The sequence below is a fragment of the Curtobacterium phoenicis genome (assembly GCF_047238015.1).
Classification (GTDB): Bacteria; Actinomycetota; Actinomycetes; order Actinomycetales; family Microbacteriaceae; genus Curtobacterium.
Window position 1 is genome coordinate 1424490 of the sequence record NZ_JBDFLZ010000002.1, and the last position, 23902, is coordinate 1448391.

Genomic DNA, 23902 nt, shown 5'->3' on the forward strand with positions numbered 1-23902 from the left:
CGCCGGGGCTCCGGGTGCCCCGGCGGTGGCCCCGGTCGGCAGCAGCCGTCCGGTTCACCGCTCGAAGAGGAGTGCCATGAAGAAGTCCACGAAGTTCGGGATCGTCGCGGCCATCGCCGCGATGGTCGCGGCACCGCTCGTGCCGTCCGCAGCCTCGGCGGCGCCGTCGCCCACCGGGCTGTCGCACGGTGTCGGCGCCCACCACGGCGTCGGGCACGGTGCGCAGCCGCACGCGACACCGAAGAAGAGCGGGCCGACGAGCATCGCCTACGTCGAGGTGAACAACGACCAGCTGTCGAACGTCGGCCGGTACACCCTGGCGAACGGCGCGAACGCCTTCGACGTCGCGATCATCTTCGCCGCGAACATCAACTGGGACGGGTCGAAGGCCGTCCTCTACAACAACGAGAACGTGCAGCGCACGCTCGACGACGCCGCGACCCAGATCCGGCCGCTGCAGGCGAAGGGCATCAAGGTCTCGCTGTCGATCCTCGGCAACCACCAGGGCGCCGGCATCGCCAACTTCCCGACGCAGGCGGCCGCGGAGGACTTCGCCGCGCAGGTCTCGGCGACCGTGGCGAAGTACGGGCTCGACGGGGTGGACCTCGACGACGAGTACTCGGACTACGGGGTGAACGGAACGCCGCAGCCGAACCAGCAGTCGATCGGGTGGCTCATCAGCGCGCTCCGTGCGGACATGCCCGGCAAGCTCATCTCGTTCTACGACATCGGCCCGGCGTCGGACGCCCTGTCGTCGTCGAGCAGCGCGATCGGCTCGCAGCTGGACTACGCCTGGAACCCCTACTACGGCACGTACTCGGCGCCGTCGATCCCCGGGCTGACGAAGTCGCAGCTGTCCGCGGCCGCGGTCGACATCCAGAACACCCCGCAGTCGACGGCCGTCTCGCTCGCGACGCGGACCACGACGGACGGCTACGGCGTCTTCATGACGTACAACCTGCCGGACGGCGACGTCTCGCCGTACGTCTCGTCGTTCACGCAGGTCCTGTACGGACAGGCGGCGACGTACCACTGACGCGGTCCGCTCCGGCGGCTCGCCCCGCGCGCCCCGCGCTTCCGGCTCCGGCCTGGAGGCGCGGGGCGCGTCCGTCTCGCTGCTCGCCTCCGACGGCAGGTCCCGGCAGCGCCGCGGAGGTCCGTCGCGGTCGGCAGGAAGGGGGACTGGCTTGTACCCCGTTCGTGGGCTGGTGTGTCCGCAGAGCGCGAGGTGGAATGGACGGTACAGGACACCCCTGTGCGCTTCACCCGAAGGAGCCGCATGACCGTCACGCTCTCCCGACCGCGTCCCGCCCTGTCCGGTGCGGCTCCGGCGACCCTGCGCCCGCTGCCGCCCGTCGCCGTGCGGTGGCTGCTCCGCGCCGCCTTCGCGCTGCCCTACGTCCTCCTCGCGGTCCTCGCGTCGAGGATCACCCCGACGCCGCTCCTCGGGCTCACGGGCAACCAGGCGACCCTGGATCGTGCGACCTCCGCGCTCGACGGCGGGGTCGTGCAGGCGATCGGGCAGCTCTACCCGCTGCTGTCCGGCGTGATCCTGCGTTTCATGCCCTTCGGGATCGACGGGGCTGCGGTCACCGGCGGGATCGCAGCCGGTGTGCTGCTCCAACTCCTCGCGCAGGACATGCGCCGCCGCGGGCTCCGGACGCGCGAGATCGTCGCGTTCACGATCGCGCTCGGGGCGAACCCGCTCTACGCGTTCGTCGCGCTGAACGACCTGCAGGCGTTCCTCGGCATCGCGCTCTTCGCCCTCGCGGTCGTCGACATGGTGCGTTTCTTCGCGTGGGGGGACACGCAGTCGGGGTTCCGCGCCGGCCTCCTCCTGATGCTCTCGACACTGCTCGATCCGATGGGGTTCCTGTACGTCGCCATCGCCGCGCTCGCAGCACCGGTGCTCGACCTCGCGCGGCACGACCAAGCGGGCATCCGGAGGGCGAACGTGCTCGTCCTCGTGTTCCCCAGTGCAGCCGTCGCGCTCTCCACCGCCGCGCTCGACCTCATCGTGCTCCACGACCCGCTTGCGGCACTCCGTGGGTCGATCTCGGTGTCGGGGGAACGGATCGCCGCGCTGCAGCACCTGTTCGCCTCGGCGGACGGCCTGCTCCTGGTGGTGATGCTCGTCGCCGGTGCCACCCTGGCACTGCTCGTCCGCCGACCGGGAGCGGTCGCGCTGGTCGCTGCGCTCTTCGCCGGGACGATCGGCGGGTACGCCGTCGGACTCGTCCCGGTCGCCGCGGCCGGCAACGTGTTCGTGACGATGCTCAGCGTCGCCATCGCGATCCTCCCGCCGGTCAAGGGGCGGGTGACGAGCACCCTCGTCGTGGTGCTCGCGGTGCTGCAGGTCCCGCTCGCGTGGGTCGCCGCGTTCGAGCGCCAGGTCGTCGCCGAGTGGATGCACGCGATCGTCGCGGTGTTCGTCCGATGACCGCCGTCGTCCCCGATCGCGCCGGCTCGCCGACCGTCGTCGCGCGGGGTCGTCACCGTGGCGAGGAGACCGACTGGCGTCCGCCGCACCGCTGCTCGGTGCAGCGGCACGTCGAGGAGGGGTGGGTCGCCTCCGCTCGGATCCGCGAGGGCGTCCTCGTCCTGACGAGCGGCCGGTCCGACCCGGACGTCCTGCGCGCCGCGCTCACCGAGGAGTTCGGCGAACCGGTCGTGCTCCGCTCCGCATCCGAGGCGGACGTCCGGCAGCGCGTCGCGTACGAGCTCGAGGAAGAGGTCGCCGACCTCGCAGCCCACGGGCTGGCAAGGACCAACCCGGCGCTGTCCGCTCGCACCGTGCTGTCGCGCGGGCAGCGGATCGGTGGCGCCGCTGCGTTGCTCGTCTTCGCCGCCTGCATGGTGCTCGCCCCGGGCACGACGGCCGCCCTCGCCACCGCCGTGCTCTCGCTCGGCTTCCTCGCCGGGATCGTCTTCAAGTTCTGGGTGTCGATGGTCGGGGCCCGGTTCGACCTCGTCGAGCAGGTCTCGGCCGAGGACGTCGCTGCGCTCGACGACGACGCACTGCCGACGTACACCGTGCTGGTGCCCGTCTTCCGCGAGGCGAACATCGTGCGCGACCTGGTGCGCAACCTCGAGGTGCTCGACTGGCCGAAGGACCGGCTCGAGGTCCTCGTGCTCGTCGAGGCGGAGGATCACGAGACGCGTGAGGCCGTGCTCGACGCCGCACCGCCGGACTGGATGCGGATCGTCATCGTGCCGCCCGGGTCACCGCAGACGAAGCCGCGCGCCTGCAACGTCGGGCTCGCCATCGCGCAGGGGGACTACGTCGTCATCTACGACGCCGAGGACCGACCCGACCCGGACCAGCTCAAGAAGGTGTTCCTGACCTTCGACCGCGCCGGGGACGACACCGTGTGCGTGCAGGCGGCGCTGAGCTACTTCAACGCCGACGAGAACGCGCTGACCCGCATGTTCACGCTCGAGTACTCGTACTGGTTCGACTACATGCTCGCGGGACTCGACGCACGCCAGCTGCCGATCCCGCTCGGCGGCACCTCGAACCACTTCCGCACGGACCTGCTCCGGGAACTCGGCGGGTGGGACCCCTTCAACGTCACCGAGGACGCCGACCTGGGCATCCGGGCATCCGCCGTCGGGTACCGCGTCGCCGTGGTCAACTCGACGACGATGGAGGAGGCGAACACCTCGATCCCGAACTTCGTCCGTCAGCGCTCCCGCTGGATCAAGGGCTACATGCAGACCGCCCTCGTGCACGCCCGGCGGCCGCGGGCGCTCGTCGCTGAGATCGGCATCCGCCGTGCCGCGGCGTTCGCGCTCTTGATCGCCGGGACCCCGCTGACGTTCCTCGGCATGCTGCCCGGCATCGTCGTGACCGTGGCGACGCTCGTGCTCCCGTCCGCGTGGACCGCCCCGGTGTTCCCCGCGCCGGTCCTCTGGCTCTGCGTGCTCGACTTCCTCCTCGGCAACGCGACGATGATCTACCTCACGATGATGGGGCCGTACAAGCGGGCTCGCTTCGACCTCATGGGGTGGGCGCTCCTCAACCCCGTGTACTGGATCCTGCACTCGGTCGCCGCGTACAAGGGTCTCTGGCAGCTGATCACCCGGCCGCACTACTGGGAGAAGACGGAGCACGGGCTGACGAAGACGACGGCCTGAGCCGTACGATCGCCGCGTGGAGGTCGAGTTCGACGGCGAGGTCATCGAGTGGCGCGGTCCGGCGCCGTTCGTCTACGCCGTGGTCCCGCCCGACGCTGCCGAGACGATCCACGAGCTCGCGCCGATGCTGACGTACGGCTGGGGTGTGATCCCCGCTCGGGTCTCCATCGGCACCGTCACCTGGACGACCTCGCTGTTCCCGAAGGACGGCGGCTACCTCGTGCCGCTCCGCGCGGCCGAGCGGCGACGCGCGGGCGTCGAACTCGGCGACGTCACGCACGTGACGCTCACCTTCGGCGACGCCTGAGCCGTGGCATCGGCGCTGCCGTGACGGGAGCGGGAGCCCAGGACCGGCGATCGGCGCGGAGCGTCCTCCGGGTGGCACCGTCGCCGCAGTGATCGGCGCGGGAGCGCAGGACCGGCGATCGGCGCGGAGCGCCTGATCGATACGGAGGGGATGACGGGAATCGAACCCGCGTAGCCAGTTTGGAAGACTGGGGCTCTACCATTGAGCTACATCCCCGCGGCTGCGCACGAGTCGCAGCCCGACCATCGTAGCGGACGAACAGCGACCGACATGCCACTCCACGACGGACGCTCCCGTGTCGTCCTCCCGCCGAGTGACGACGACAGCCGTCGGATCAGGCGTTCGCGCGTCGTCTCCTACGTGCTGGTGCTGCTCGCCGCCGTGGTGTTCTCCCTCCGACCGGCGCTGTTCGGCGATCCGCAGGGGCAGCCCGAGCACGCGCTGCTGCACGTCTGGCGGATCGTCCTCGGCATCGTGCTGGTGCTCGGGGCCGCTGCTGTGCAGGTCTTCGTCGGGTTCCGGTGGCGGCGCGATCTCCGGCGGCGCGCCGAGGACGACTGATCCCTCCACAGGGCGTGCTGAGCCGAGCGGATCCACGACGCTCCCGGGCTCCCGGGAACCGGGCGCCGGCAGACCGCTAGACTCATCGGGGTCGTCCGCGCCGTGAGGTGTGTCCGGCCACCCTGGCCCAGTCAAACGGGGCGTAGCTCAGCTTGGTAGAGCGCCCGCTTTGGGAGCGGGAGGTCGCAGGTTCAAATCCTGTCGCCCCGACCAGGTCCACAAGAACGTCAACCAACAGGAGTACATCCCTTGGCCACCAGCACCGTCGACAAGCTGAGCGACACCCGCGTCAAGCTCACCGTGAACGTGACGCCGGAAGACCTCAAGCCGAGCATCGACCACGCGTACAAGCACATCGCCGAGCAGATCAACATCCCGGGCTTCCGCAAGGGCAAGGTCCCGCCGGCGATCGTCGACCAGCGTGTCGGCCGTGGCGAGGTCCTGAACCACGCCGTCGGCGACGCGATCGACACCTTCTACCGCCAGGCGGTGGAGGAGCAGGAGCTGCGCATCCTCGGCCGCGCCGAGGCCGACGTCGCCGAGCTCCCGAACGTGAAGGACTTCACGGGCGACCTCGTCCTCACGTTCGAGGTCGACGTCCGTCCGGAGTTCGACCTCCCGGACTACGCGAACTACGAGCTCACGGTCGACGCCGTGGACGTCACCGACGAGGAGATCGAGGAGGAGCTGCAGAACCTGCGCACCCGCTTCGGCACGCTCGTCACGGTCGACCGTCCGGCGACCAAGGGCGACTTCGCGCAGATCGACCTCACCGCCACGATCGGCGACGACGAGGTCGACTCGGCCACCGGCGTCTCCTACGAGATCGGCTCGGGCGACCTGCTCGAGGGCATCGACGAAGCGCTCGAGTCCCTCACCGCCGGTGAGTCGACGACCTTCGAGTCGACGCTCGTCGGTGGCGACCGCGAGGGCGAGACCGCGCAGATCGCCGTGACCGTCACCGCCGTCAAGGAGCGCGAGCTCCCCGAGGCCGACGACGAGTTCGCGCAGATCGCGAGCCAGTTCGACACGATCGACGAGCTCAAGGCGGACCTCAAGGAGCAGATCGCGAAGTCGAAGACCTTCGGCCAGGGCGCTGCCGCTCGCGACAAGCTCGTCGAGAAGCTCATCGAGGACGTCGACATCCCGATCTCGGAGAAGCTCATCGAGGACGAGGTGCACCGTCACCTCGAGCAGGAGAACCGCCTCGAGGACGACGAGCACCGCAAGGAGGTCGCCGAGTCCAGCGAGAAGGCCTTCCGCTCGCAGATCCTCCTCGACGCGATCGCCGAGAAGGAAGAGATCCAGGTCTCGCAGGAGGAGCTCACGCAGTACCTCATCCAGGCCGCCGCGCAGTACGGCATGGAGCCGGCCGAGTTCATCCGCGTCATCGACCAGAACGGGCAGATCCCGGGCATGGTCGGCGAGGTGGCCCGCTCGAAGGCCGTCGCGACCGTCCTCTCCAAGGTGACCGTCAAGGACTCCAACGGCGGCGACGTCGACCTCTCCGCCTTCACGGCGGGCGTCGCGCAGACCCCGGCGGAGGACGCTGAGTAAGCGTTCCCACCCTGCGGACGGGAGGCGCGGTGCCAGCTGGCACCGCGCCTCCCGTCCGTTGTGCGGCGCGATCCGACCGCCCACAGCGAACAGACGCGAAGTGGTGCGTTGCACCCGATAAGTTCGACATCAAGCGACAACTGAACGGGAGCTTTTCCATGGCCGAAGCGACACTGAACCCCAGTGTTTTTGACCGCCTTCTGAGAGACCGGATCGTGTGGCTCGGCTCCGAGGTCCGCGACGACAACTCGAACGAGATCGCAGCGAAGCTGCTGATGCTCGCGGCCGAGGACCCTGAGAAGGACATCTACCTCTACATCAACTCGCCCGGCGGCTCGATCACCGCCGGCATGGCGATCTACGACACGATGCAGTTCGTGCCGAACGACATCGTCACCGTGGGCATCGGCCTCGCGGCCTCGATGGGGCAGTTCCTGCTCTCGTCGGGTACCCCGGGCAAGCGCTACATCACCCCGAACGCGCGCGTGCTGCTGCACCAGCCGTCGGGTGGCTTCGGCGGCACCGCTGCCGACATCCAGACGCAGGCGAAGGTCATCCTCGACATGAAGCAGCGGATGGCCGAGCTCACGGCGGAGCAGACCGGCAAGTCGATCGAGCAGATCCTCAAGGACAACGACCGCGACAACTGGTTCACGGCACAGGAGGCCCTCGAGTACGGCTTCGTCGACCACCTCCGTGGTTCGGCGGCCGAGGTCGTCGGCGGCGGCGGAACCGTCGGCGACGGCGAGACCCCCACCGACGCGGCCGAGCCCGGCGCCCAGTCCTGACCCGACCCACCGAAGAAAAGGAAACGAGAATGCATCTCCCCATGCTCGGTGGCGCGCAGAACGTCCCGGCTCCGTCGAACCGTTACATCCTCCCGAGCTTCGAGGAGCGCACGGCCTACGGCTACAAGCGGCAGGACCCGTACGCGAAGCTCTTCGAGGACCGCATCGTGTTCCTCGGCGTCCAGGTCGACGACGCGTCGGCTGACGACATCATGGCGCAGCTGCTCGTGCTCGAGTCGATGGACCCGGACCGCGACATCGTCATGTACATCAACTCGCCCGGTGGCTCGTTCACCGCGATGACGGCGATCTACGACACGATGCAGTACATCCGTCCGCAGATCCAGACGGTCTGCCTCGGCCAGGCTGCCTCGGCGGCGTCGGTGCTCCTCGCTGCCGGTACCCCCGGCAAGCGTCTGGCGCTCCCGAACGCCCGTGTGCTCATCCACCAGCCGGCGACCCAGCAGGGTGGCGGTCAGGCGTCGGACATCGAGATCCAGGCGGCGGAGATCCTCCGCATGCGCACCTGGCTCGAGGAGACGCTCTCGAAGCACTCGAACCGCACGCCGGAGCAGGTCAACAACGACATCGAGCGCGACAAGATCATGTCCGCCGAAGAGGCGTTGGAGTACGGCCTGATCGACCAGGTCCTCACCAGCCGCAAGAACGTGCCGGCGCTCGTCAAGTAGCGCTGCACCACGAAGGCCCCGCACCGTCCGGTGCGGGGCCTTCGTGCGTGCACGGGCGCGTTCGTCTCGTCTCGTGCGTTGCGGGATGTGCGTGGCCCGCGGAACCGCGTTCCGGACGATCGGCTGGACGACCGGCCTGGAGGCGCGGTGCGGGTCCGTCCCTCCGCGTCAGTCGTCGTCGGGGTCGTCGGGCGACGGCGCTGCCGGGCGTCGGCGGAGGAGGAGCAGCACCGCGACGACCGCGCCCACCACGACGACCCCGCTGGCGCCGATGAAGAGCGCGTCCGTGGTCGCCGAGTCGGTCGCACCCGACGCGGTGCCGTTCGTCGGGGCCTCGGTCGACCCGCCGGACGCCGTCGCGCACGTCGGCGGCTCGGCGGCACCCTTCGCGGGGGTGAAGCCCGACGGCGCCTTCCACGTGAACGTGTACTCGTCCGAGACGGTGTGCCCGTCCGCGGAGACGATCTGCCACTCGACGGTGTACTTCCCGGAGGCTCCGAGCGCGGCCTTCGTGGTCATCGAGGGCCCGTCGACGTCGAGGCAGCCGTCCTCGTAGTACTTCCCGTCGGGACCGACGATCCGGTAGGCGAACCCGGCGTTCGATCCGCCGATGTCGAGGAGCTTGTCGTTCGTCGTGATCTCGAACGCCTTCGGCAGGGACGTGAGCGTCCCGTCGACCTTCGGCGTCGAGGCGATCATGTAGTTGTGGGCGCTGGCAGGAGCCGCGAGACCGAGGACCGCACCGCCAGCGATCGTGAGGGCCGTGGCGGACACGGCCACGAGCCTCCCGGCCGCACGGAACCGACCGTGCGGTGCACGCGCAGCCGGTCGCTGGAGGCGAGTCGTCACTTGCCGGTCCGTCGACGGGTCGAGGCGACCGCGACGACCAGGGCGGCCGCGCCGAGCACGAGTCCGCCCAGTCCGAGGAAGCGCCCGACGAGGTCCGGCCCGCTGCTCGTGCTCGTGTTGTCCGACGCGGTGGCGGTCTCGACGGGATCCCCATCGGCCTCGGTGGCGACGGCCTTCGTCAGCACGATCGACGGGGCGGGGTGCTCCGGCTCGGCCTTGCCGTCCTGCTGGTGCTGGTCCCACTCGGTGGACCCCTTCTCGCAGGTCTGCGTGACGGGGAGCTCGACACGGTCGCCGGGCTTGCCGTCCGGCAGGGAGAACGACAGCGAGAACGTGTCGCGCTCGTCGGCGGGGAGCGGGGTCTTCGCCGTGTAGGTGATGGAGGTCACGCGCTGCCCGGCGTCCTCCGCGGACTCGTCGTCGGCGGAGGACGAGGGGCTCGTGTACGGCTCGGTGGTCTTCGTGATGGTCCAGTTCGGGTTGACGGTCGGGGTCACCTCGATGATGCTCTCCGGCACGTGGAAGGTCAGCTTCGTGGTCGGGGAGCCGTCGCAGCCGTGCGGCACCGAGAACGTCGCGGTCGTGTACGAGTCAGCGGCGGTGGACGTGGCGGTCGCCTCGACGTGGGCACTGGCAGCCGCTGCCGTGCCGAGGACGATCGCGGCGGTGACGCCGAGTGTTGCTGCACCGACGACGGCGACGCGCTTGGGCATGGACTTCCTTCCGAGAGTTCTACAACTTGTAGAGCCGACTCGGACACGGTAGCAGGATCGAACGCCCTGGGCGAACGCGCGCGGCGAAACCGGCCGGGCGTCGCGGTGGCTGTCGTCGGTTGCGGTTAGGCTCGGACACAGCCGGTGGATCAGCGCCGGGAGGATCGTCAGGCGTCGGTTCCGACGGAGTCGTCGCACGGCCGAGGGAGGGCACGCACATGGCACGCATCGGAGAGAGCGCTGACCTGCTCAAGTGCTCCTTCTGCGGCAAGAGCCAGAAGCAGGTCCAGCAGCTCATCGCCGGCCCGGGCGTCTACATCTGCGACGAGTGCGTCGAGCTCTGCAACGAGATCATCGAGGAGCGTCTGGCCGAGGCGGGCGAGGACACCGCGAGCGGCGACTTCGAGCTCCCGAAGCCCCGCGAGATCTTCGACTTCCTGCAGGAGTACGTGATCGGTCAGGACCCCGCGAAGCGCGCGCTCGCCGTGGCCGTCTACAACCACTACAAGCGCATCCGCGCGCAGGGGCAGATCACCGCCGCAGAGGACCGCGACGACATCGAGATCGCGAAGTCGAACATCCTGCTCATCGGCCCGACCGGCTGCGGGAAGACCTACCTCGCGCAGACGCTCGCGAAGCGCCTCAACGTCCCGTTCGCGGTCGCCGACGCCACCGCACTGACCGAGGCCGGCTACGTGGGCGAGGACGTCGAGAACATCCTCCTGAAGCTCATCCAGGCCGCCGACTACGACGTCAAGCGCGCCGAGACCGGCATCATCTACATCGACGAGGTCGACAAGATCGCCCGCAAGGCCGAGAACCCCTCCATCACCCGTGACGTCTCGGGTGAGGGCGTGCAGCAGGCGCTGCTCAAGATCCTCGAGGGGACGACGGCCTCGGTCCCGCCGCAGGGCGGCCGGAAGCACCCGCACCAGGAGTTCATCCAGATCGACACGACGAACGTGCTGTTCATCGTGGCGGGGGCGTTCGCCGGGCTCGAGGACATCGTGTCGTCGCGCGTCGGCAAGCGCGGCATCGGGTTCGGTGCACCGCTGCACAGTCCGCTCGACCAGCAGGACCTCTTCTCCGACGTCCTCCCGGAAGACCTGCACAAGTTCGGGCTCATCCCGGAGTTCATCGGTCGTCTGCCCGTCGTGACCACGGTGTCCCAGCTCGACCAGGCCGCGCTCATGCAGATCCTCACCGAGCCGAAGAACGCCCTCGTGAAGCAGTACCAGCGGATGTTCGAGATCGACGGCGTCGAGCTCGAGTTCGAGCGGGGAGCCCTCGAGGCGATCGCCGACCTCGCGGTGCTGCGGCAGACGGGTGCTCGTGGGCTCCGCGCCATCCTCGAAGAGGTCCTTGGTCCGGTGATGTTCGACGTGCCCTCGGACGACGACGTCGCACGCGTGGTGATCACCCGTGAGTCCGTGCTCGAGAACGCCGCGCCGACGATCGTGCCGCGCCCGCGCGCGAAGCGCATCGAGAAGTCCGCGTAACGCGTTCGCTGCCCGGACGGACCCCGCTCCGGCGGGCTCTCGCTCCGAACAGCCCCGAGCCGCTTCGGGGGGCTCTCGCTCCGAACCACGAATCCGACGTCGAACCAGCCTTCAGGACTGGTTCGACGTCGGATTCGTGGTTCGACGGTGTGGGCAGTGCCGCCGGCGTGCCGCCTGCGTGCCGCTCGCGTGTCACCCGCGTGCGGCTCGCGTGCCGTCCGGTCCTACTCGAGCCCGCGACGCCGCAGCAGTGGCCCCACCTCGGCGTCACGCCCGCGGAAGTCGCGGTACGCCTCCAGCGGGTCCTTCGATCCACCGACGCCCAACAGTCGGGTCGCGAACCGTTCGCCCGCCGAGCGCGAGAGGCCCCCGTTGTCCCGGAACCACTCCACGGTGTCGGCATCGAGCACCTCGGACCAGATGTACCCGTAGTACCCCGCGTCGTACCCGCCCGAGAACGTGTGTGCGAAGTACGTCGACGAGTAGCGCGGCGGGACGGCCTCGACGGCGATGCCGGCGTCCTGCAGCGCCTGGCGCTCGAACGCCTCGACGTCGGTGACCGCAGCGGCCTCCGCGGCCGACAGCCGGTGCCAGGCCTGGTCGAGGAGCGCGGCAGCGAGGTACTCCGTCGTCGAGAACCCCTCGTTGAACCCCTCGGACTCGCTGAGCCCCAGGACGAGCTCCGGCGGCAGCGGCTCACCGGTCTCGTGGTGCTTCGCGTAGTTCGCGAGGACGGACGGCCACGACACCCACATCTCGTTCACCTGCGACGGGAACTCGACGAAGTCGCGCTCGACGTTCGTGCCGGAGAACCGCGGGTACGTCGTCCGCGCGATGAGCCCGTGCAGCGCGTGCCCGAACTCGTGGAAGAGCGTCTCGACCTCGTCCTGGATGAGCAGGGTGGGGGAGCCGGCGGCGGGCTTCGCCACGTTGAGGTTGTTCACCACGACCGGCAGCGTGCCGAGCAGGTGCGACTGCTCGACGACGGGGTTCATCCACGCGCCGCCTCGCTTGCCGTCCCGCGTGTAGAGGTCGAGCAGGTAGAGCCCGACCTCCTCGCCGGACTCTCCGCGGACCTCGAAGACCCGGACCTCGTCGTTGTAGCCGTGCAGGTCCGGGCGCTCGGTGAACGTCAGGCCGTAGAGGGCGTTCGCGGCGTGGAAGACGCCGTCGTGCAGCACCCGGTCGGCCTCGAAGTACGCGCGGAGCGCCGAGCTGTCGGCGGCGAACTGCTGGCCGCGGAGGAGCTCGGTCGCGTACGCCCAGTCCCATGCTTCGACGTCGAACCCGACGACCTGGGACCGCACGGACCGCTCGTCGTCGGCGTTCGCGGCGGCGGCCCCCACGAGCGAGGACAGCAGCCCGTCGACGGCCTCGGGGGTGCCAGCGGTCTCGTCGGCCGTGACGACCGCGGCGTGGTTCGGGAAACCGAGCAGCTCGGCGCGCTCGGCGCGGAGCCGGACGATCCGGAGCAGGACCTCGCGGTTGTCGTGCTCGTTGCCGCGACGACCGCGGGCGAGCGACGCCTCCATGATCCGCCGGCGCAGGCCCCGATCGGCGAGCGACCCGAGCCACGGGTGCCCGGTGTAGAGCGGCAGCGTGATGAGCCAGCCCTCGAGTCCGCGGTCCGCGGCGGCCCCGGCGGCTGCGGACTTCGCGCCGTCGTCGAGGCCCTCGAGCTCGGATTCGTCCGTGACGTGCACGGCGAGGTCGTTGGTGTCCTCGAGCAGGTTCCGCTCGAACGTGGTGGTGAGCGTCGAGAGCTCCTGGTTGATCGCGGTGAGGCGTTCCTTGCCGGCAGCGTCGAGGCCGGCTCCGGCGAGCGTCATCTCGGTGTGCGTCCGCTCCACGAGGCGGCGGTCCTCGTCGGTGAGGTCGTCACGCGCGTCGAGCCCGGCACGGACCGCCTCGATGCGGGCGTAGAGACGGCCATCGAGGGTGATCGCGTCCCGGTGCGCGGCGAGGAGCGGCGAGACCTCGGCCTCGAGGTCGTGCAACGCCGGGGTCGAGTCCGCCGACGACAGCGTGAAGAACACGTGGCTGACGCGGGCGAGCCGCTGCCCGGACCGCTCGAGCGCCACGAGGGTGTTCTCGAACGTCGGCTCGGCGGGGTCGGCGGCGATCGCCTCGACCTCGGCGCGCTGGTCGGCCATGCCGGCGTCGAAGGCCGGACGGAAGTGCTCGAGCCGGACGTCGGTGAACGGCGGGAGGGCGTAGGGGAGGGTGCTCGGTTCGTCGAACGGGGTTGCCATGTCGCCACCCTACGGACTGGAGGCGCGGGGCGGGCCCGACCCGCGCCTCCAGTCCGTCGACACGCGCGTTCTTTCCCATGTCGACCGCGATGGATGGCGCGATCGGGCGTACCTGGTCGGAACGAACGACCCGGTACGCCCGGAACGACCGGGTACGCCCGGAACAGCCTGGTACACCCGGAACGACCGGGTACGCCCGGAACGACCGGGTACGCCCGGAACGACCGGGTACACCCGGAACGACCTGGCACGCGCCTCAGGCGCGCGTGGCCGCGTCGATCAGGATCGCGGCGGCGCGGCGCGCGTGGCCGGCCGGGGAAGCGTCGCCCGCGATCGCGGCCGTCGTCTGCGCGCCCTCGGCGAGCAGCGCGAGCTGCGCGGCGAGCTCCTCGGCCGCCTGACGGTCGGGCACCACGTCGGCCGCGAGCCGGGCGACGGCCCGCTGGAACGACTCCTTGTGCTCCCGAGCGATCCGGGCGACCGCTGGCGAGGTCGCGCCGAGCTCGCCGAAGGCGTTGATGAACCCGCAGCCCCGGAAGGTGTCGTCGCCGAACCACTGCTCGAGGAAGTCGTACATCGCGAGGAGTCGGTCTCGCGGGCCATCGGCTGCCGCCACGGCCTGTGCGATCCCGCGCTCCCAGTAGTCGTGCCGCCCTGCGAGCACCGCCGCGACGAGCTGGTCCTTGCCCGGGAACGCGTTGTAGAGCCGCTTCAGCGACACCCCGGCCCGGGTGCGGATCTCGTCCATGCCGACCGCCTGGATGCCGCGGGCGTAGAAGAGCTCGTCGGCGACGTCGACGATGTGGGCCCTGGTGTCGGCCTCGACCGTGCTGGTGACCATGTCGTACCCCGTTCCCTGCGTGTTCACCGTTCCCGTGTTGCGTGGGGAACGATCGTTCTCTAGTGTAGACGACATCGCAGAGAACGACCGTTCTCCGCATCGTTCAGGGGAAAGGAACGACCATGGGCAGCATCACCGTCGGGACCGAGAACAGCGTCGACATCGCGCTCCACTACGAGGACAAGGGGTCGGGCCAGCCGATCGTCCTCATCCACGGCTTCCCGCTCGACGGAAACTCGTGGGAGGGCCAGGTCCCGCCGCTGCTCGACGCCGGCTACCGGGTCGTCACCTACGACCGCCGCGGGTTCGGCCAGTCCTCGCAGCCGTCGACCGGCTACGACTACGACACCTTCGCGGACGACCTGCACACGGTCCTCGAGACCCTCGACCTGCGTGACGTGATCCTCGTCGGCTTCTCGATGGGCACCGGCGAGATCGCCCGGTACATCGCCCGCCACGGTGAGGACCGCATCGCCAAGGTCGCCTTCCTCGCGTCGCTCGAGCCGTACCTCGCGATCACCGACGACAACCCGGACGGTGCCGGCCCGATGTCCTTCTTCGAGGGGATCGCTGCCGACGTCGAGAAGGACCGGTACGCGTACTTCACGAACTTCTACCAGGACTTCTTCAACCTCGACGAGAACCTCGGCTCGCGGATCTCGGAGGAGCAGGTCCGGAACGCCTGGAACGTCGCTGCCGGCTCCGGTTCGATCGCGTCCGCCGCAGCACCGCTGACCTGGCCGACCGACTTCCGTCAGGACATCCCGAAGGTCACCGTCCCCGCGCTCATCGTGCACGGCACGTCGGACAACATCCTGCCGATCGACGCCACCGGACGGCGCTTCACCAAGGCCCTGCCGCACGCGGAGTACGTCGAGATCGAGGGCGCCCCGCACGGCTTGCTCACGACCCACACCGCCGAGGTCAACGAGGTCCTGCTGGGCTGGCTCACGAAGTAAGGCGCACGGCGTCGACGGTCGGCGCACAACCGAAGTCACCCCGAACCACGGTTCTCCGTGGTTCGGGGTGACTTCGGTTGTGCGGACGCGGATCGCGCCACGGACGGCGGATCGCGCCACAGACGCGGATCGCGCTACAGACGAGGCGCTCCCCGCGAACCGCAGCGAGCACCCGGCGCTCAGTCCTCTTCGGGCGCGTCGTCCGGGTTCGTCACCTGCGCGTGCCCCGCAGGGTCGAGGTGGATCGACGTGCCGTCGTCGAGTTCGACGATCGGCTTGCCCTCGAGGAACGTCAGGGTCCAGCCCCACGTCGCCGTGTCGACGGACTCCGCCGCGAGTTCGTCCTCGACACCGCGCACGGCGACGACCATCGTCTCGGGCAGTCGCGCAGGTGGTTGCCCACCCACGCTCCAGCGCGTACCCAACTGCATCCGTGCCTCCCGTCCGGTGTGGCCGGCCGGTCGCCCTCGCGACCCGGCCGGCCCACGCGACCCTACGCCGGCTGTTCCGCCAGCTCGATGTCGGTGACGGCCAGCTCCGACCCGTCGGTGAACGACAGGTCGGCGATGCGGCCGACGGCCGCGAGGTCGACCGCCGCACGCTCGATCAGCGCTCGCGTCTCGGCCGGGGCCGCGACGACCGCGCGCGTCACGGGCGTCTTCTGCGAGGCCTTCGCCGCCGTCTTCGCGCCGCGGATGCCGATGAGTGCCTGCCCGACGGCCGCGAGCAGCCCGGTCGGCTCGGCCTCGGTGGGCAGCTCGGCCCGCGTCGGCCAGGAGGCCCGGTGCACGCTGGTCTCGTGGGTCCAGGCCCACACCTCCTCCGTCGCGAACGGGAGGAACGGTGCCAGCAGGCGGAGCAGCGCGTCGATCGCAGCGCGGAGCGCGAGGACCGCACTCGCCTGCGTCTCGTGCGTCGCGTCGGTCGCGGTGCCGTAGGCGCGTTCCTTCACGAGCTCGAGGTAGTCGTCGCAGAACGTCCAGAAGAACCGCTCGGTGACCTCGAGGGCGCGGGCGTGGTCGAAGGCGTCGAACGCGGCCGTCGCCTGCTCGATGACCGACCCGAGCTCGGCGAGCACGTCGACGTCGAGCGCCTCGGTGACGGTGTGTGCGCCCTCGGGCAGCGGGAAGCCGTAGACGAACTTCGCGGCGTTGAGGACCTTGATCGCCAGACGACGTCCGACCTTGATCTGCTTCGGGTTCTGCGGGTCGAAGGCCGCGTCGGTGCCGAGCTTCGACGATGCCGCCCAGTACCGGACCGCGTCCGCACCGTGCTGCTCGAGGATCGACAGCGGGGTGACGACGTTGCCCTTCGACTTCGACATCTTCTTGCGGTCGGGGTCGACGATGAAGCCCGAGATCGAAGCGTGCTTCCACGGAGCGACGTCCGCCTCGAGCTGGCTGCGCAGCACGGTCGTGAACAGCCAGGTCCGGATGATGTCCTGTGCCTGCGGCCGCACGTCGTACGGGAACACCAGGTCGTACAGCTCCGGGTCGGACTCCCACTTGCCCGCGAGCTGCGGGGTGAGCGACGAGGTGGCCCAGGTGTCCATGACGTCGAGCTCGCCCTGGAAGCCTCCGGCGACGCCGCGCTGGGACTCCTCGTAGCCGGGAGCGGGCTCGGACGCCGGGTCGACCGGCAGCTGGTCCTCGGTCGGGACGATCGGCTGGTCGTACACCGGGTTGCCGTCGACGTCGAGCGGGTACCAGACCGGCAGCGGTACGCCGAAGAAACGCTGGCGGGAGATCAGCCAGTCGCCGGAGAGCCCGCCGACCCAGTTGTCGTACCGGACGCGCATGAAGTCCGGGTGGAACGCGATCTCCTCGCCGCGGGCGCGCAGCGTCGACTTGAGCTGCTCGTCACGGGCGCCGTTGACGATGTACCACTGGCGGGTCGACACGATCTCGAGTGGCTTGTCGCCCTTCTCGAAGAACTTCACCGGGTGGTTGATCGTCTTTACGTCGCCGATCAGCTCGCCGGACTCGGTGAGGGCGTCCACGACGACCTTCTTCGCCGAGAACACGGTCTTGCCGGCCATCTCGGCGTAGAGCTCCTTGCCGCGGGCGCTCTCGATCCAGGTCGGCTCGTCCGACCGCACGCGGCCGTCGAAGCCGATGATCGCGCGGTTCGGCAGCTGGAGCTCGCGCCACCAGACGACGTCGGTGGTGTCACCGAACGTGCAGACCATCGCGATGCCGGCGCCCTTGTCCTGCTGGGCGAGGTGGTGCGCGAGGACGGGGACCTCGACGTCGAACAGGGGGGAGCGGACGGTGGTGCCGAACAGGTCCTGGAAGCGCTCGTCGTCCGGGTGCGCGACGAGGGCGACGCACGCGGGGAGGAGCTCGGGGCGGGTGGTCTGGATGACGACGTCCTCGCCGCCGTCGGTGCGGTGGAAGGCCAGCCCGTGGTACGCGCCCGGCATCTCCTTGTCCTCGAGCTCGGCCTGGGCGACGGCCGTGCGGAAGGTGACGTCCCAGAGCGTCGGGGCGTCGGCCTGGTAGGCCTCGCCGCGCCCGAGGTTGCGGAGGAAGGCGCGCTGGGCGCTCGCGCGGGACGTGTCGTCGATCGTGCGGTACGACTGGGTCCAGTCGACCGACAGGCCGAGCGTGCGGAAGAGGTGCTCGAACTGCTGCTCGTCCTGCACGGTCAGCCGTTCGCACAGCTCGATGAAGTTCCGGCGGGAGATCGGCAGCTGGTCGGCGGCCTTGCTCGACTTGTTGTCGCCGCCCTCGAACGGCGGGACGAACGCGGGGTCGTAGGGGAGCTGCGGGTCGCAGCGGACGCCGTAGTAGTTCTGGACGCGGCGCTCGGTCGGGAGGCCGTTGTCGTCCCAGCCCATCGGGTAGAAGACGTGCTTGCCGCGCATGCGCTCGTACCGGGCCTTGAGGTCGGTGTGCGTGTACGAGAACACGTGACCGATGTGCAGCGAGCCGGAGGCGGTCGGCGGCGGGGTGTCGATCGAGTAGACGGCGTCCTTCGTCGCGCTGTCGCGGTCGAAGCGGTAGGTGCCGTCCTGCTCCCAGACGGGGCCCCAGGCGTCCTCGAGACCGTCGACGGTCGGCTTGTCGGGGATGGGCTTCGTCATGGCAGCGCCTTTCGATCGGTATGTGCGGCACCGAGTCCGTGGTGAGGTGCCTGAGTGTCCGCGCGCATCGCGCGGTATCCCTGATCGTAGCGGTTCGGGCCGTCATCGCCGACGGCCGCTACCACACCGACCTGACGGACACGCCGGGCGTTTGATAGTCTGTCGGAGTTTGTCCGGCGGACGCGGGGTTCGCGAGGACTGCAGTGACGCTTCCGCCGGGCGCCCGAAGGCAAGACACAGCACTACCGGAGGAACGACTTGGCACCGAACGAAGCACACGCGAACGGCGATCGGCCGCTGCGCACGAAGGGCGCCGTGAAGCGCGCCCGCCGCAAGCTGACGAAGGACGACGTCACCGTCGTCGAGGAGTCGCTGCTCAAGCGCGCCGTCGCGGCCGCCGCCCTGGGCAACGCCATGGAGTGGTTCGACTTCGGCATCTTCGCGTACCTCACCGTGACGATCTCGCAGGTCTTCCTGCCGAAGGGCGACCCTGCTGCGAACATCGTCGCGACGTTCGGCTTCTTCGCGGCGGCCTTCATCGTTCGCCCGATCGGCGGCGCGGTGTTCGGACCCATCGGCGACAAGATCGGCCGGCAGAAGGTCCTCGCGCTGACGATGATCCTGATGGCCGCCGGCACGCTCATGATCGGCCTGATCCCCTCGTACCAGTCGATCGGCTTCTGGGCCCCGGTCCTGCTGCTCGTCGCCCGCTTCGTGCAGGGCTTCTCGACGGGTGGTGAGTACGGCGGTGCCGCGACCTTCATCGCCGAGTACTCGCCGGACAAGCGCCGCGGGTTCATGGGCTCGTGGCTCGAGTTCGGCACGCTCGCGGGCTACGTGCTCGGCGCGTCGATCGTCACCGCCCTGCAGTTCGGTCTCTCCGAGGACGCCCTGCTGAGCTGGGGCTGGCGCATCCCGTTCATCGTCGCCGGACCGCTCGGGCTCATCGGGCTCTACCTGCGCCTGAAGCTCGAGGAGACCCCGGCCTTCCAGAAGCAGCAGGAGCAGGCGGCCGAGCGCGAGTCGCAGAAGACCCCGTTCCTCAAGCTCTTCGCCGAGAACTGGCGCGGGCTCATCATCTGCATCGGCCTCGTGCTGGTCTTCAACGTGACCGACTACATGCTGCTGTCGTACATGCCGACCTACCTCGAGCAGAACCTCGGGCAGAACGCCACCTTCGGCCTCATCCTGATCGTCATCGTGATGATCCTCATGATGGTCGTCATCACGTTCGGCGGGCGGCTGTCCGACCGGTTCGGCCGTCGACCGGTCCTCGCCGTCGGCTGCATCGGGTTCCTGCTGCTGTCGTGGCCGTCGCTCAAGCTCGTCCAGAGCGGCACCGGTGTCGGCGTGTTCTTCGGCCTGCTCATCCTCGGGCTCGTGCTCGTGACCTTCACGTCCACGATGCCGTCGACGCTGCCCGCGCTCTTCCCGACGATCATCCGCTACGGCGCACTCGCGATCGCGTTCAACGTGTCGGTCTCGCTGTTCGGCGGCACGACCCCGCTCGCGACCGCGGCGCTCATCAACGCGGCGAAGGGTGCCGGGTTCGGCTGGGCCGAGGACATCCCTGCGTTCTACCTCATGCTCGCGGCCGTGATCGGTCTCGTCGCGGTGTACTTCACGAAGGAGACCGCGGCCACCCCGCTGATGGGGTCCGGTCCGACGGTCGCGCACGAGGACGAGATCGCGGCGGTCATCGAGGACTACAACGACCCGGAGTCCGACCTCGCGCAGTCCGAGTGGGCGAAGGACTTCTCGACGAGCGAGATCCCGATCATCAGCGGCGATGCTCCGACAGCGAGTGACGAGCACAAGGAGCCTGCCGGCTCCTGACGACCGTCGGTCGTCGACCGGCCTGGAGGCGCGGTGCGGGTCCGTCCCGCACCGCGCCTCCGTCGTCCGGTCGCCCTGCTGCGGGCTGCCGGGCTGCCGGGCTGCCGGGCTGCCGGGCTGCCGGGCTGCCGGGCTGCCGGGCTGCCGGGCGGCCGGGCTGCCGCGGGTCTCGGGTGGGCGGACAGTTTCGCGGCCCACCCGTCGCGAAACTATCCGCGGGGCCGAGTCTCGGCTGCGGCTGCGGCTGCGGCTGCGGGGGCGCGTCAGGCGTCGGGGCCGGTGGCGAGCACGTCGGCGGCGTGCAGCAGCCGGGCCGTGACGGGGTGCGCCGGGTGGGCGAACACCCGCGCCGCGGGGCCGTGTTCGACGACGGCCCCCTCGTGCACCACGAGCACGTCGTCGGAGAGCCGTCGGACCGCCCGCAGGTCGTGCGACACGAAGAGCATCGCCACGCTGGTCTCGTCGCGCAGCCGCTCGAGCAACCCGAGCACGGCGTCCTGCACGGTCGCGTCGAGCGCCGTGACGGGTTCGTCGAGCACGAGGACCTCCGGCTCCGTGGCGAGGGACCGAGCGATCGCGAGCCGCTGCCGCTGGCCGCCGGAGAGGGTCAGGGGCGAGCGGGACCGAAGCGCCGGGTCGAGTCCGACCTGCCGGAGGGCCGCGTCGACCCGCGCACCGAGTTCGCCGCGCGCCCGCCGCTCGGCACCGCGCGAGAGCGCGTCCGCGAGCACCCGCTCGACGTCCCACCGCTCGTCGAACGTCGCGCCGGGATCCTGCACCACCGCGGCCATGCGGTGTCGACGGGCGCGTCGGTCGCGTTCGGGCAGCGGTGCCCATGCCTCGCCGTCCAGCGCGACCGAGCCCGCATCCGGGGTCTCGAGGCCGAGCAGGATGCGCGCGAGCGTCGTCTTGCCCGACCCGGACCCGCCGATGACCCCGAGCACCCGGCCGCGGTCGAGGGCGAACGAGACGTCCCGGACGGCGGCGGTGTCGTCGAACGAGCGTTGCAGCTGCTCGGCGGTGAGGAGCCGCTCCCTCGCACCGTGCGAGGTCCCCGCATCACCGTGCGAGATCCCCGTCACGGTGCGGGATCCTGAGTCTGTAACGGTGCGTGGGAGCTCGCACCGAGCGGGTGCGGGCGCGGGCGCGGCGCCGGCCCGCGCGGCGTGGACGAGGGCTGCGGTGGCGGGGTGCTCCGGAGCGGAGAACACGCGGTCGACCGGACCCTGCTCGACGATCCGGCCGTCGGAGACCACGGCGACGCGGTCGGCCCACCCGGCGACGAGCCCGAGGTTGTGCGTGATGACGAGCAACCCCGCGCCGCCCCGCTGGGCCCGGCGCAACTGCTCCATGACCGTGACGGCGACCCCGGCGTCGAGGGCCGTGGTCGGTTCGTCCGCGACGACGAGCGCGGGGGTACCGATGGTGGCGGCGGCGATGAGGGCCCGCTGCCGCATCCCGCCCGAGAGCGTCCCGGCCAGCCGGCCGTCGGTCGCGATCTCGGGATCGAGTCCGACCCCGGCGAGTGCGGCCCGGACGGCGTCGACCCGTTCGGCGGCGGTCATCGTCGTGTGCAGCCGCAGGGCGTCCGCGACCTCGCGCCCGACCGGGCGGAGCGGGTCGAGGGCACCGAGGGCCTCCTGTCCGACGTACCCGACCGCCGATCCGCGGAGCTGCCGCCAACCGCGCTCCCGCAGCGTCCGGGCGTCGGTGCCGGCGACGTCGAGCCGTCGAGCGTCGACGATCGCTCGGTCGGCGGAGAGCCCGAGGAGGGCCCGGGCCGTGACGGTCTTGCCCGAGCCGGAGGCGCCGACGAGCGCGACGCACTCGCCAGCCGCGACCTGCAGCGAGACGTCGGACACGATGCGGACGCCGTCGATCGCGACCGAGAGCCCGTCGACCGCGAGGGCCGCGGCGGTCACCGGGCGTCACCTCGTCGTCGGAGCGCACGGCCGAGCACGGTGACGGCGGTCGCGAGCACGACGATCGCGAGCCCGGGGAAGGTGCTCATCCACGGGGCGGTCTGCAGGTACGTCCGGCCGTCGGCGAGCATCGCACCCCACTCCGGCGCCGGCGGCGGGGTGCCGACGCCGAGGTAGCTCAGCGCCGATGCCCACACCACCGCCTGCCCGACGCCGAGCGTGCCGACCGCGACGACCGGCCACAGCGCGGCGGGCAGGACGTGTCGGACGACGATCCGCGCGGAGGAGCGGCCGAGCAGGACCGCGGTCTCGACGACCTGCGACTCCCGCGCCGTCCGCACGAGCCCACGGACGATGCGCGCGTAGCCGGGCGCGGTCGCGAACCCGACGGCGAACACAGCGGGCACCGGGCCCGGTCCGGTGACGGCGATCACGACTAGGGCGACGAGCAGCAGGGGGAGGGCGAAGGCGACCTCGGTCACGCGGCCCACGACGGTGTCGAGCACCCGGCCGCCGAGCCCAGCGACGAGCCCGAGCAGCACGCCGGTGACGGCGCCGACCAGCGTGGCTGCGACCCCGACGACGAGCGACGCCCGGGTGCCGGCGACCACGCGGGCGAGGACGTCCCGTCCGGACTCGTCGGTCCCGAACGGGTGCGCGCCCGACGGGGGGAGCAGGGCCTCGTCGGGGTGCACGGCGAGCGGGTGTGCGCCGCCGAGCAGTCCGGGGGCGACGGCCGCGACCACGGCGAGCGCGACGACCACGGTCGCGACCCACCCGGCGGTGCCGAGCGTCCCCCCACGGTGTCGCTCGGCACCCCCGGACGGAGCGCGGGTCGTGGCCGGGTCGGCGGTCGGGGTCGCGGGGTCGAGGATGCCGCTCACCGGGCCCCCACCGGCTGAGCGCGGCCACGTCGGGTGCGGACGGCACCGGGACGACGGGGCCGCCGGTCGACCACGCGCTCGGCGAGGTCGGCGACCGCGAGCACGACGACGTAGGCGGCCGCCGAGACGAGCGCGATCCCGGCGACGAGCGGCATGTCGCGTTGGGTCACCGCGGTGACGAGGGCCCGTCCGATGCCCGGCAGGGCGAACACCGACTCGACCACGACGGCCCCGGAGACGAGCGAGCCGAACGCCCACGCCGAGAGCGCGAGCCCGGGCAGGGCCGCGTGGCGCAGCGAGTGTCGGAGGAACACGCCCGTCCGGTGCTCACCACGGCCCCGTGCGGCGAGGGCGAAGGCGGAGCGCTGTGCGTCGACGATGCCGTCGCGGACGGTCTCGGCGAGGTACCCGGCGACCGGGACCGCGACCGTCACCACGGGCAGGAGCCACCCCCGCACGGTGCCGTCGCTCACCGCGGGGGCCCAGCCGAGCGCGGTCGCGAACACGACGATGAGGACGCTGCCGAGCCAGAAGTGCGGGGCGACGCTGGCCGTGACGGTGATCGCCCCGGTGACGCCCGCGGCGATCCGCCCGCGCTGGGTCGACCACCACGCGGCGACGAGCGCGAGCGCCCAGGCGACGACGAGCCCCGCGACCGCGAGCGTCAGCGTGACCGGGAGCTCCTGGGCCAGGAGCGTCGCGACCGGCGTCCGGAACGCGTACGAGTCGCCGAGCTGCCCGGTGGCGAGTCGTCCGAGGAACACCGCGTACTGCACGAGCACCGGGCGGTCGAGCCCGTACTCGTGCCGGACCTGGTCGACCGCGGCGGCCGATGCCTGCGACCCCGGCCCGCCGAGGATCGCGAGCGCCGGGTCACCGGGGATGAGGCGGATCGCGACGAACACGATCGTGGCGACGGCCCACAGCACGCCGATGCCGCCGGCCAGGCGGCCGAGCCCCCACAGCGTCCAGCGCGACCACGCGCCGGAGCGTCGGCGGCGCGTCGGGGTCATGCCGTGCCTC

At 70.8% G+C, this 23902-nt stretch carries 20 protein-coding genes and 2 tRNA genes; 12 read left to right on the plus strand and 10 right to left on the minus strand.

Annotated features, from left to right (window positions below; genetic code table 11):
• The first annotated feature begins 76 nt into the window (after positions 1-76).
• From ABC270_RS07035 to ABC270_RS07050, 4 genes are all read left to right on the plus strand, one after another.
• Positions 77-1036, plus strand: coding sequence for an endo-beta-N-acetylglucosaminidase H (locus ABC270_RS07035; RefSeq protein WP_412880127.1), 960 nt, complete (start codon positions 77-79; stop codon positions 1034-1036).
• A gap of 243 nt (positions 1037-1279) precedes the next feature.
• Positions 1280-2440: a hypothetical protein gene (locus tag ABC270_RS07040; RefSeq protein ID WP_412880128.1), complete on the plus strand. Its 1161-nt coding sequence runs from the start codon at positions 1280-1282 to the stop codon at positions 2438-2440.
• Positions 2437-4137: a glycosyltransferase gene (locus ABC270_RS07045; protein ID WP_412880129.1), complete on the plus strand. Its 1701-nt coding sequence runs from the start codon at positions 2437-2439 to the stop codon at positions 4135-4137. Before ABC270_RS07040 ends, ABC270_RS07045 begins: the two co-directional genes overlap by 4 nt.
• A 16-nt stretch (positions 4138-4153) precedes the next feature.
• Positions 4154-4444, plus strand: a complete 291-nt coding sequence (locus ABC270_RS07050) for a DUF1905 domain-containing protein (protein WP_412880130.1) — start codon at positions 4154-4156, stop codon at positions 4442-4444.
• A gap of 145 nt (positions 4445-4589) precedes the next feature.
• On the opposite strand, the gene ABC270_RS07055 is transcribed toward ABC270_RS07050, so the two are convergent.
• Positions 4590-4660 (minus strand) — tRNA-Gly (locus tag ABC270_RS07055).
• A 54-nt stretch (positions 4661-4714) separates the two neighbouring features.
• Between ABC270_RS07055 and ABC270_RS07060 the strand changes: the two genes are divergently transcribed.
• The 5 genes from ABC270_RS07060 to ABC270_RS07080 all read left to right on the plus strand — a co-directional run bounded on the left by ABC270_RS07060 (position 4715) and on the right by ABC270_RS07080 (position 8039).
• Positions 4715-5005, plus strand: a complete 291-nt coding sequence (locus tag ABC270_RS07060; RefSeq protein WP_412880131.1) for a hypothetical protein — start codon at positions 4715-4717, stop codon at positions 5003-5005.
• Positions 5006-5141: 136 nt separating this feature from the next.
• Positions 5142-5218 (plus strand) — tRNA-Pro (locus tag ABC270_RS07065).
• 36 nt (positions 5219-5254) lie between these two features.
• Complete coding sequence (gene tig / locus ABC270_RS07070) at positions 5255-6562, plus strand: trigger factor (RefSeq protein WP_412880132.1); 1308 nt, start codon at positions 5255-5257, stop codon at positions 6560-6562.
• Positions 6563-6720: 158 nt separating this feature from the next.
• Positions 6721-7350 (plus strand): ATP-dependent Clp protease proteolytic subunit, encoded by a 630-nt coding sequence (locus ABC270_RS07075; protein WP_058725495.1) that lies wholly within the window; start codon positions 6721-6723, stop codon positions 7348-7350.
• 29 nt (positions 7351-7379) lie between these two features.
• Positions 7380-8039, plus strand: a complete 660-nt coding sequence (locus ABC270_RS07080) for an ATP-dependent Clp protease proteolytic subunit (RefSeq protein ID WP_058725494.1) — start codon at positions 7380-7382, stop codon at positions 8037-8039.
• A gap of 168 nt (positions 8040-8207) precedes the next feature.
• On the opposite strand, the gene ABC270_RS07085 is transcribed toward ABC270_RS07080, so the two are convergent.
• Complete coding sequence (locus ABC270_RS07085) at positions 8208-8813, minus strand: copper resistance CopC family protein (RefSeq protein WP_412880133.1); 606 nt, start codon at positions 8811-8813, stop codon at positions 8208-8210.
• A gap of 71 nt (positions 8814-8884) precedes the next feature.
• Entirely contained in the window at positions 8885-9601 is a 717-nt protein-coding gene (locus tag ABC270_RS07090; RefSeq protein WP_412880134.1) for a YcnI family copper-binding membrane protein, read from the minus strand.
• 218 nt (positions 9602-9819) lie between these two features.
• On the opposite strand from ABC270_RS07090, the gene clpX reads away from it, so the two are divergent.
• Positions 9820-11100, plus strand: a complete 1281-nt coding sequence (gene clpX, locus ABC270_RS07095; protein ID WP_242090858.1) for an ATP-dependent Clp protease ATP-binding subunit ClpX — start codon at positions 9820-9822, stop codon at positions 11098-11100.
• Positions 11101-11324: 224 nt separating this feature from the next.
• Here the strand turns inward: clpX and ABC270_RS07100 are convergent, their stop codons facing one another.
• Entirely contained in the window at positions 11325-13352 is a 2028-nt protein-coding gene (locus tag ABC270_RS07100; RefSeq protein WP_412880135.1) for a M3 family metallopeptidase, read from the minus strand.
• A gap of 256 nt (positions 13353-13608) precedes the next feature.
• Complete coding sequence (locus ABC270_RS07105; RefSeq protein WP_412880136.1) at positions 13609-14193, minus strand: TetR/AcrR family transcriptional regulator; 585 nt, start codon at positions 14191-14193, stop codon at positions 13609-13611.
• Between the two features lie 122 nt (positions 14194-14315).
• On the opposite strand from ABC270_RS07105, the gene ABC270_RS07110 reads away from it, so the two are divergent.
• Positions 14316-15152: an alpha/beta fold hydrolase gene (locus ABC270_RS07110; protein ID WP_412880137.1), complete on the plus strand. Its 837-nt coding sequence runs from the start codon at positions 14316-14318 to the stop codon at positions 15150-15152.
• A 179-nt stretch (positions 15153-15331) separates the two neighbouring features.
• Here the strand turns inward: ABC270_RS07110 and ABC270_RS07115 are convergent, their stop codons facing one another.
• Together ABC270_RS07115 and valS are read right to left on the minus strand one after the other, a co-directional pair.
• On the minus strand, positions 15332-15559 hold the full coding sequence (locus ABC270_RS07115; RefSeq protein WP_412880138.1) for a hypothetical protein: 228 nt from the start codon (positions 15557-15559) through the stop codon (positions 15332-15334).
• Between the two features lie 86 nt (positions 15560-15645).
• The gene (gene valS / locus ABC270_RS07120) at positions 15646-18237 is read right to left on the minus strand and encodes a valine--tRNA ligase (protein WP_412880139.1); all 2592 of its coding nucleotides are present in this window, start codon (positions 18235-18237) and stop codon (positions 15646-15648) included.
• Positions 18238-18495: 258 nt separating this feature from the next.
• On the opposite strand from valS, the gene proP reads away from it, so the two are divergent.
• Positions 18496-20073, plus strand: coding sequence for a glycine betaine/L-proline transporter ProP (gene proP / locus ABC270_RS07125; protein WP_412880140.1), 1578 nt, complete (start codon positions 18496-18498; stop codon positions 20071-20073).
• A 263-nt stretch (positions 20074-20336) separates the two neighbouring features.
• Here proP and ABC270_RS07130 read toward each other — a convergent pair whose 3' ends face one another.
• The 3 genes from ABC270_RS07130 to ABC270_RS07140 are packed head-to-tail and all read right to left on the minus strand — an operon-like array spanning position 20337 to position 23892.
• Positions 20337-21995, minus strand: coding sequence for an ATP-binding cassette domain-containing protein (locus ABC270_RS07130; RefSeq protein WP_412880141.1), 1659 nt, complete (start codon positions 21993-21995; stop codon positions 20337-20339).
• Complete coding sequence (locus ABC270_RS07135) at positions 21992-22879, minus strand: ABC transporter permease (RefSeq protein WP_412880142.1); 888 nt, start codon at positions 22877-22879, stop codon at positions 21992-21994. Before ABC270_RS07135 ends, ABC270_RS07130 begins: the two co-directional genes overlap by 4 nt.
• Positions 22876-23892 (minus strand): ABC transporter permease, encoded by a 1017-nt coding sequence (locus ABC270_RS07140; RefSeq protein ID WP_412880143.1) that lies wholly within the window; start codon positions 23890-23892, stop codon positions 22876-22878. The genes ABC270_RS07135 and ABC270_RS07140 overlap by 4 nt, the downstream gene beginning before the upstream one ends.
• Positions 23893-23902 lie beyond the last annotated feature (10 nt).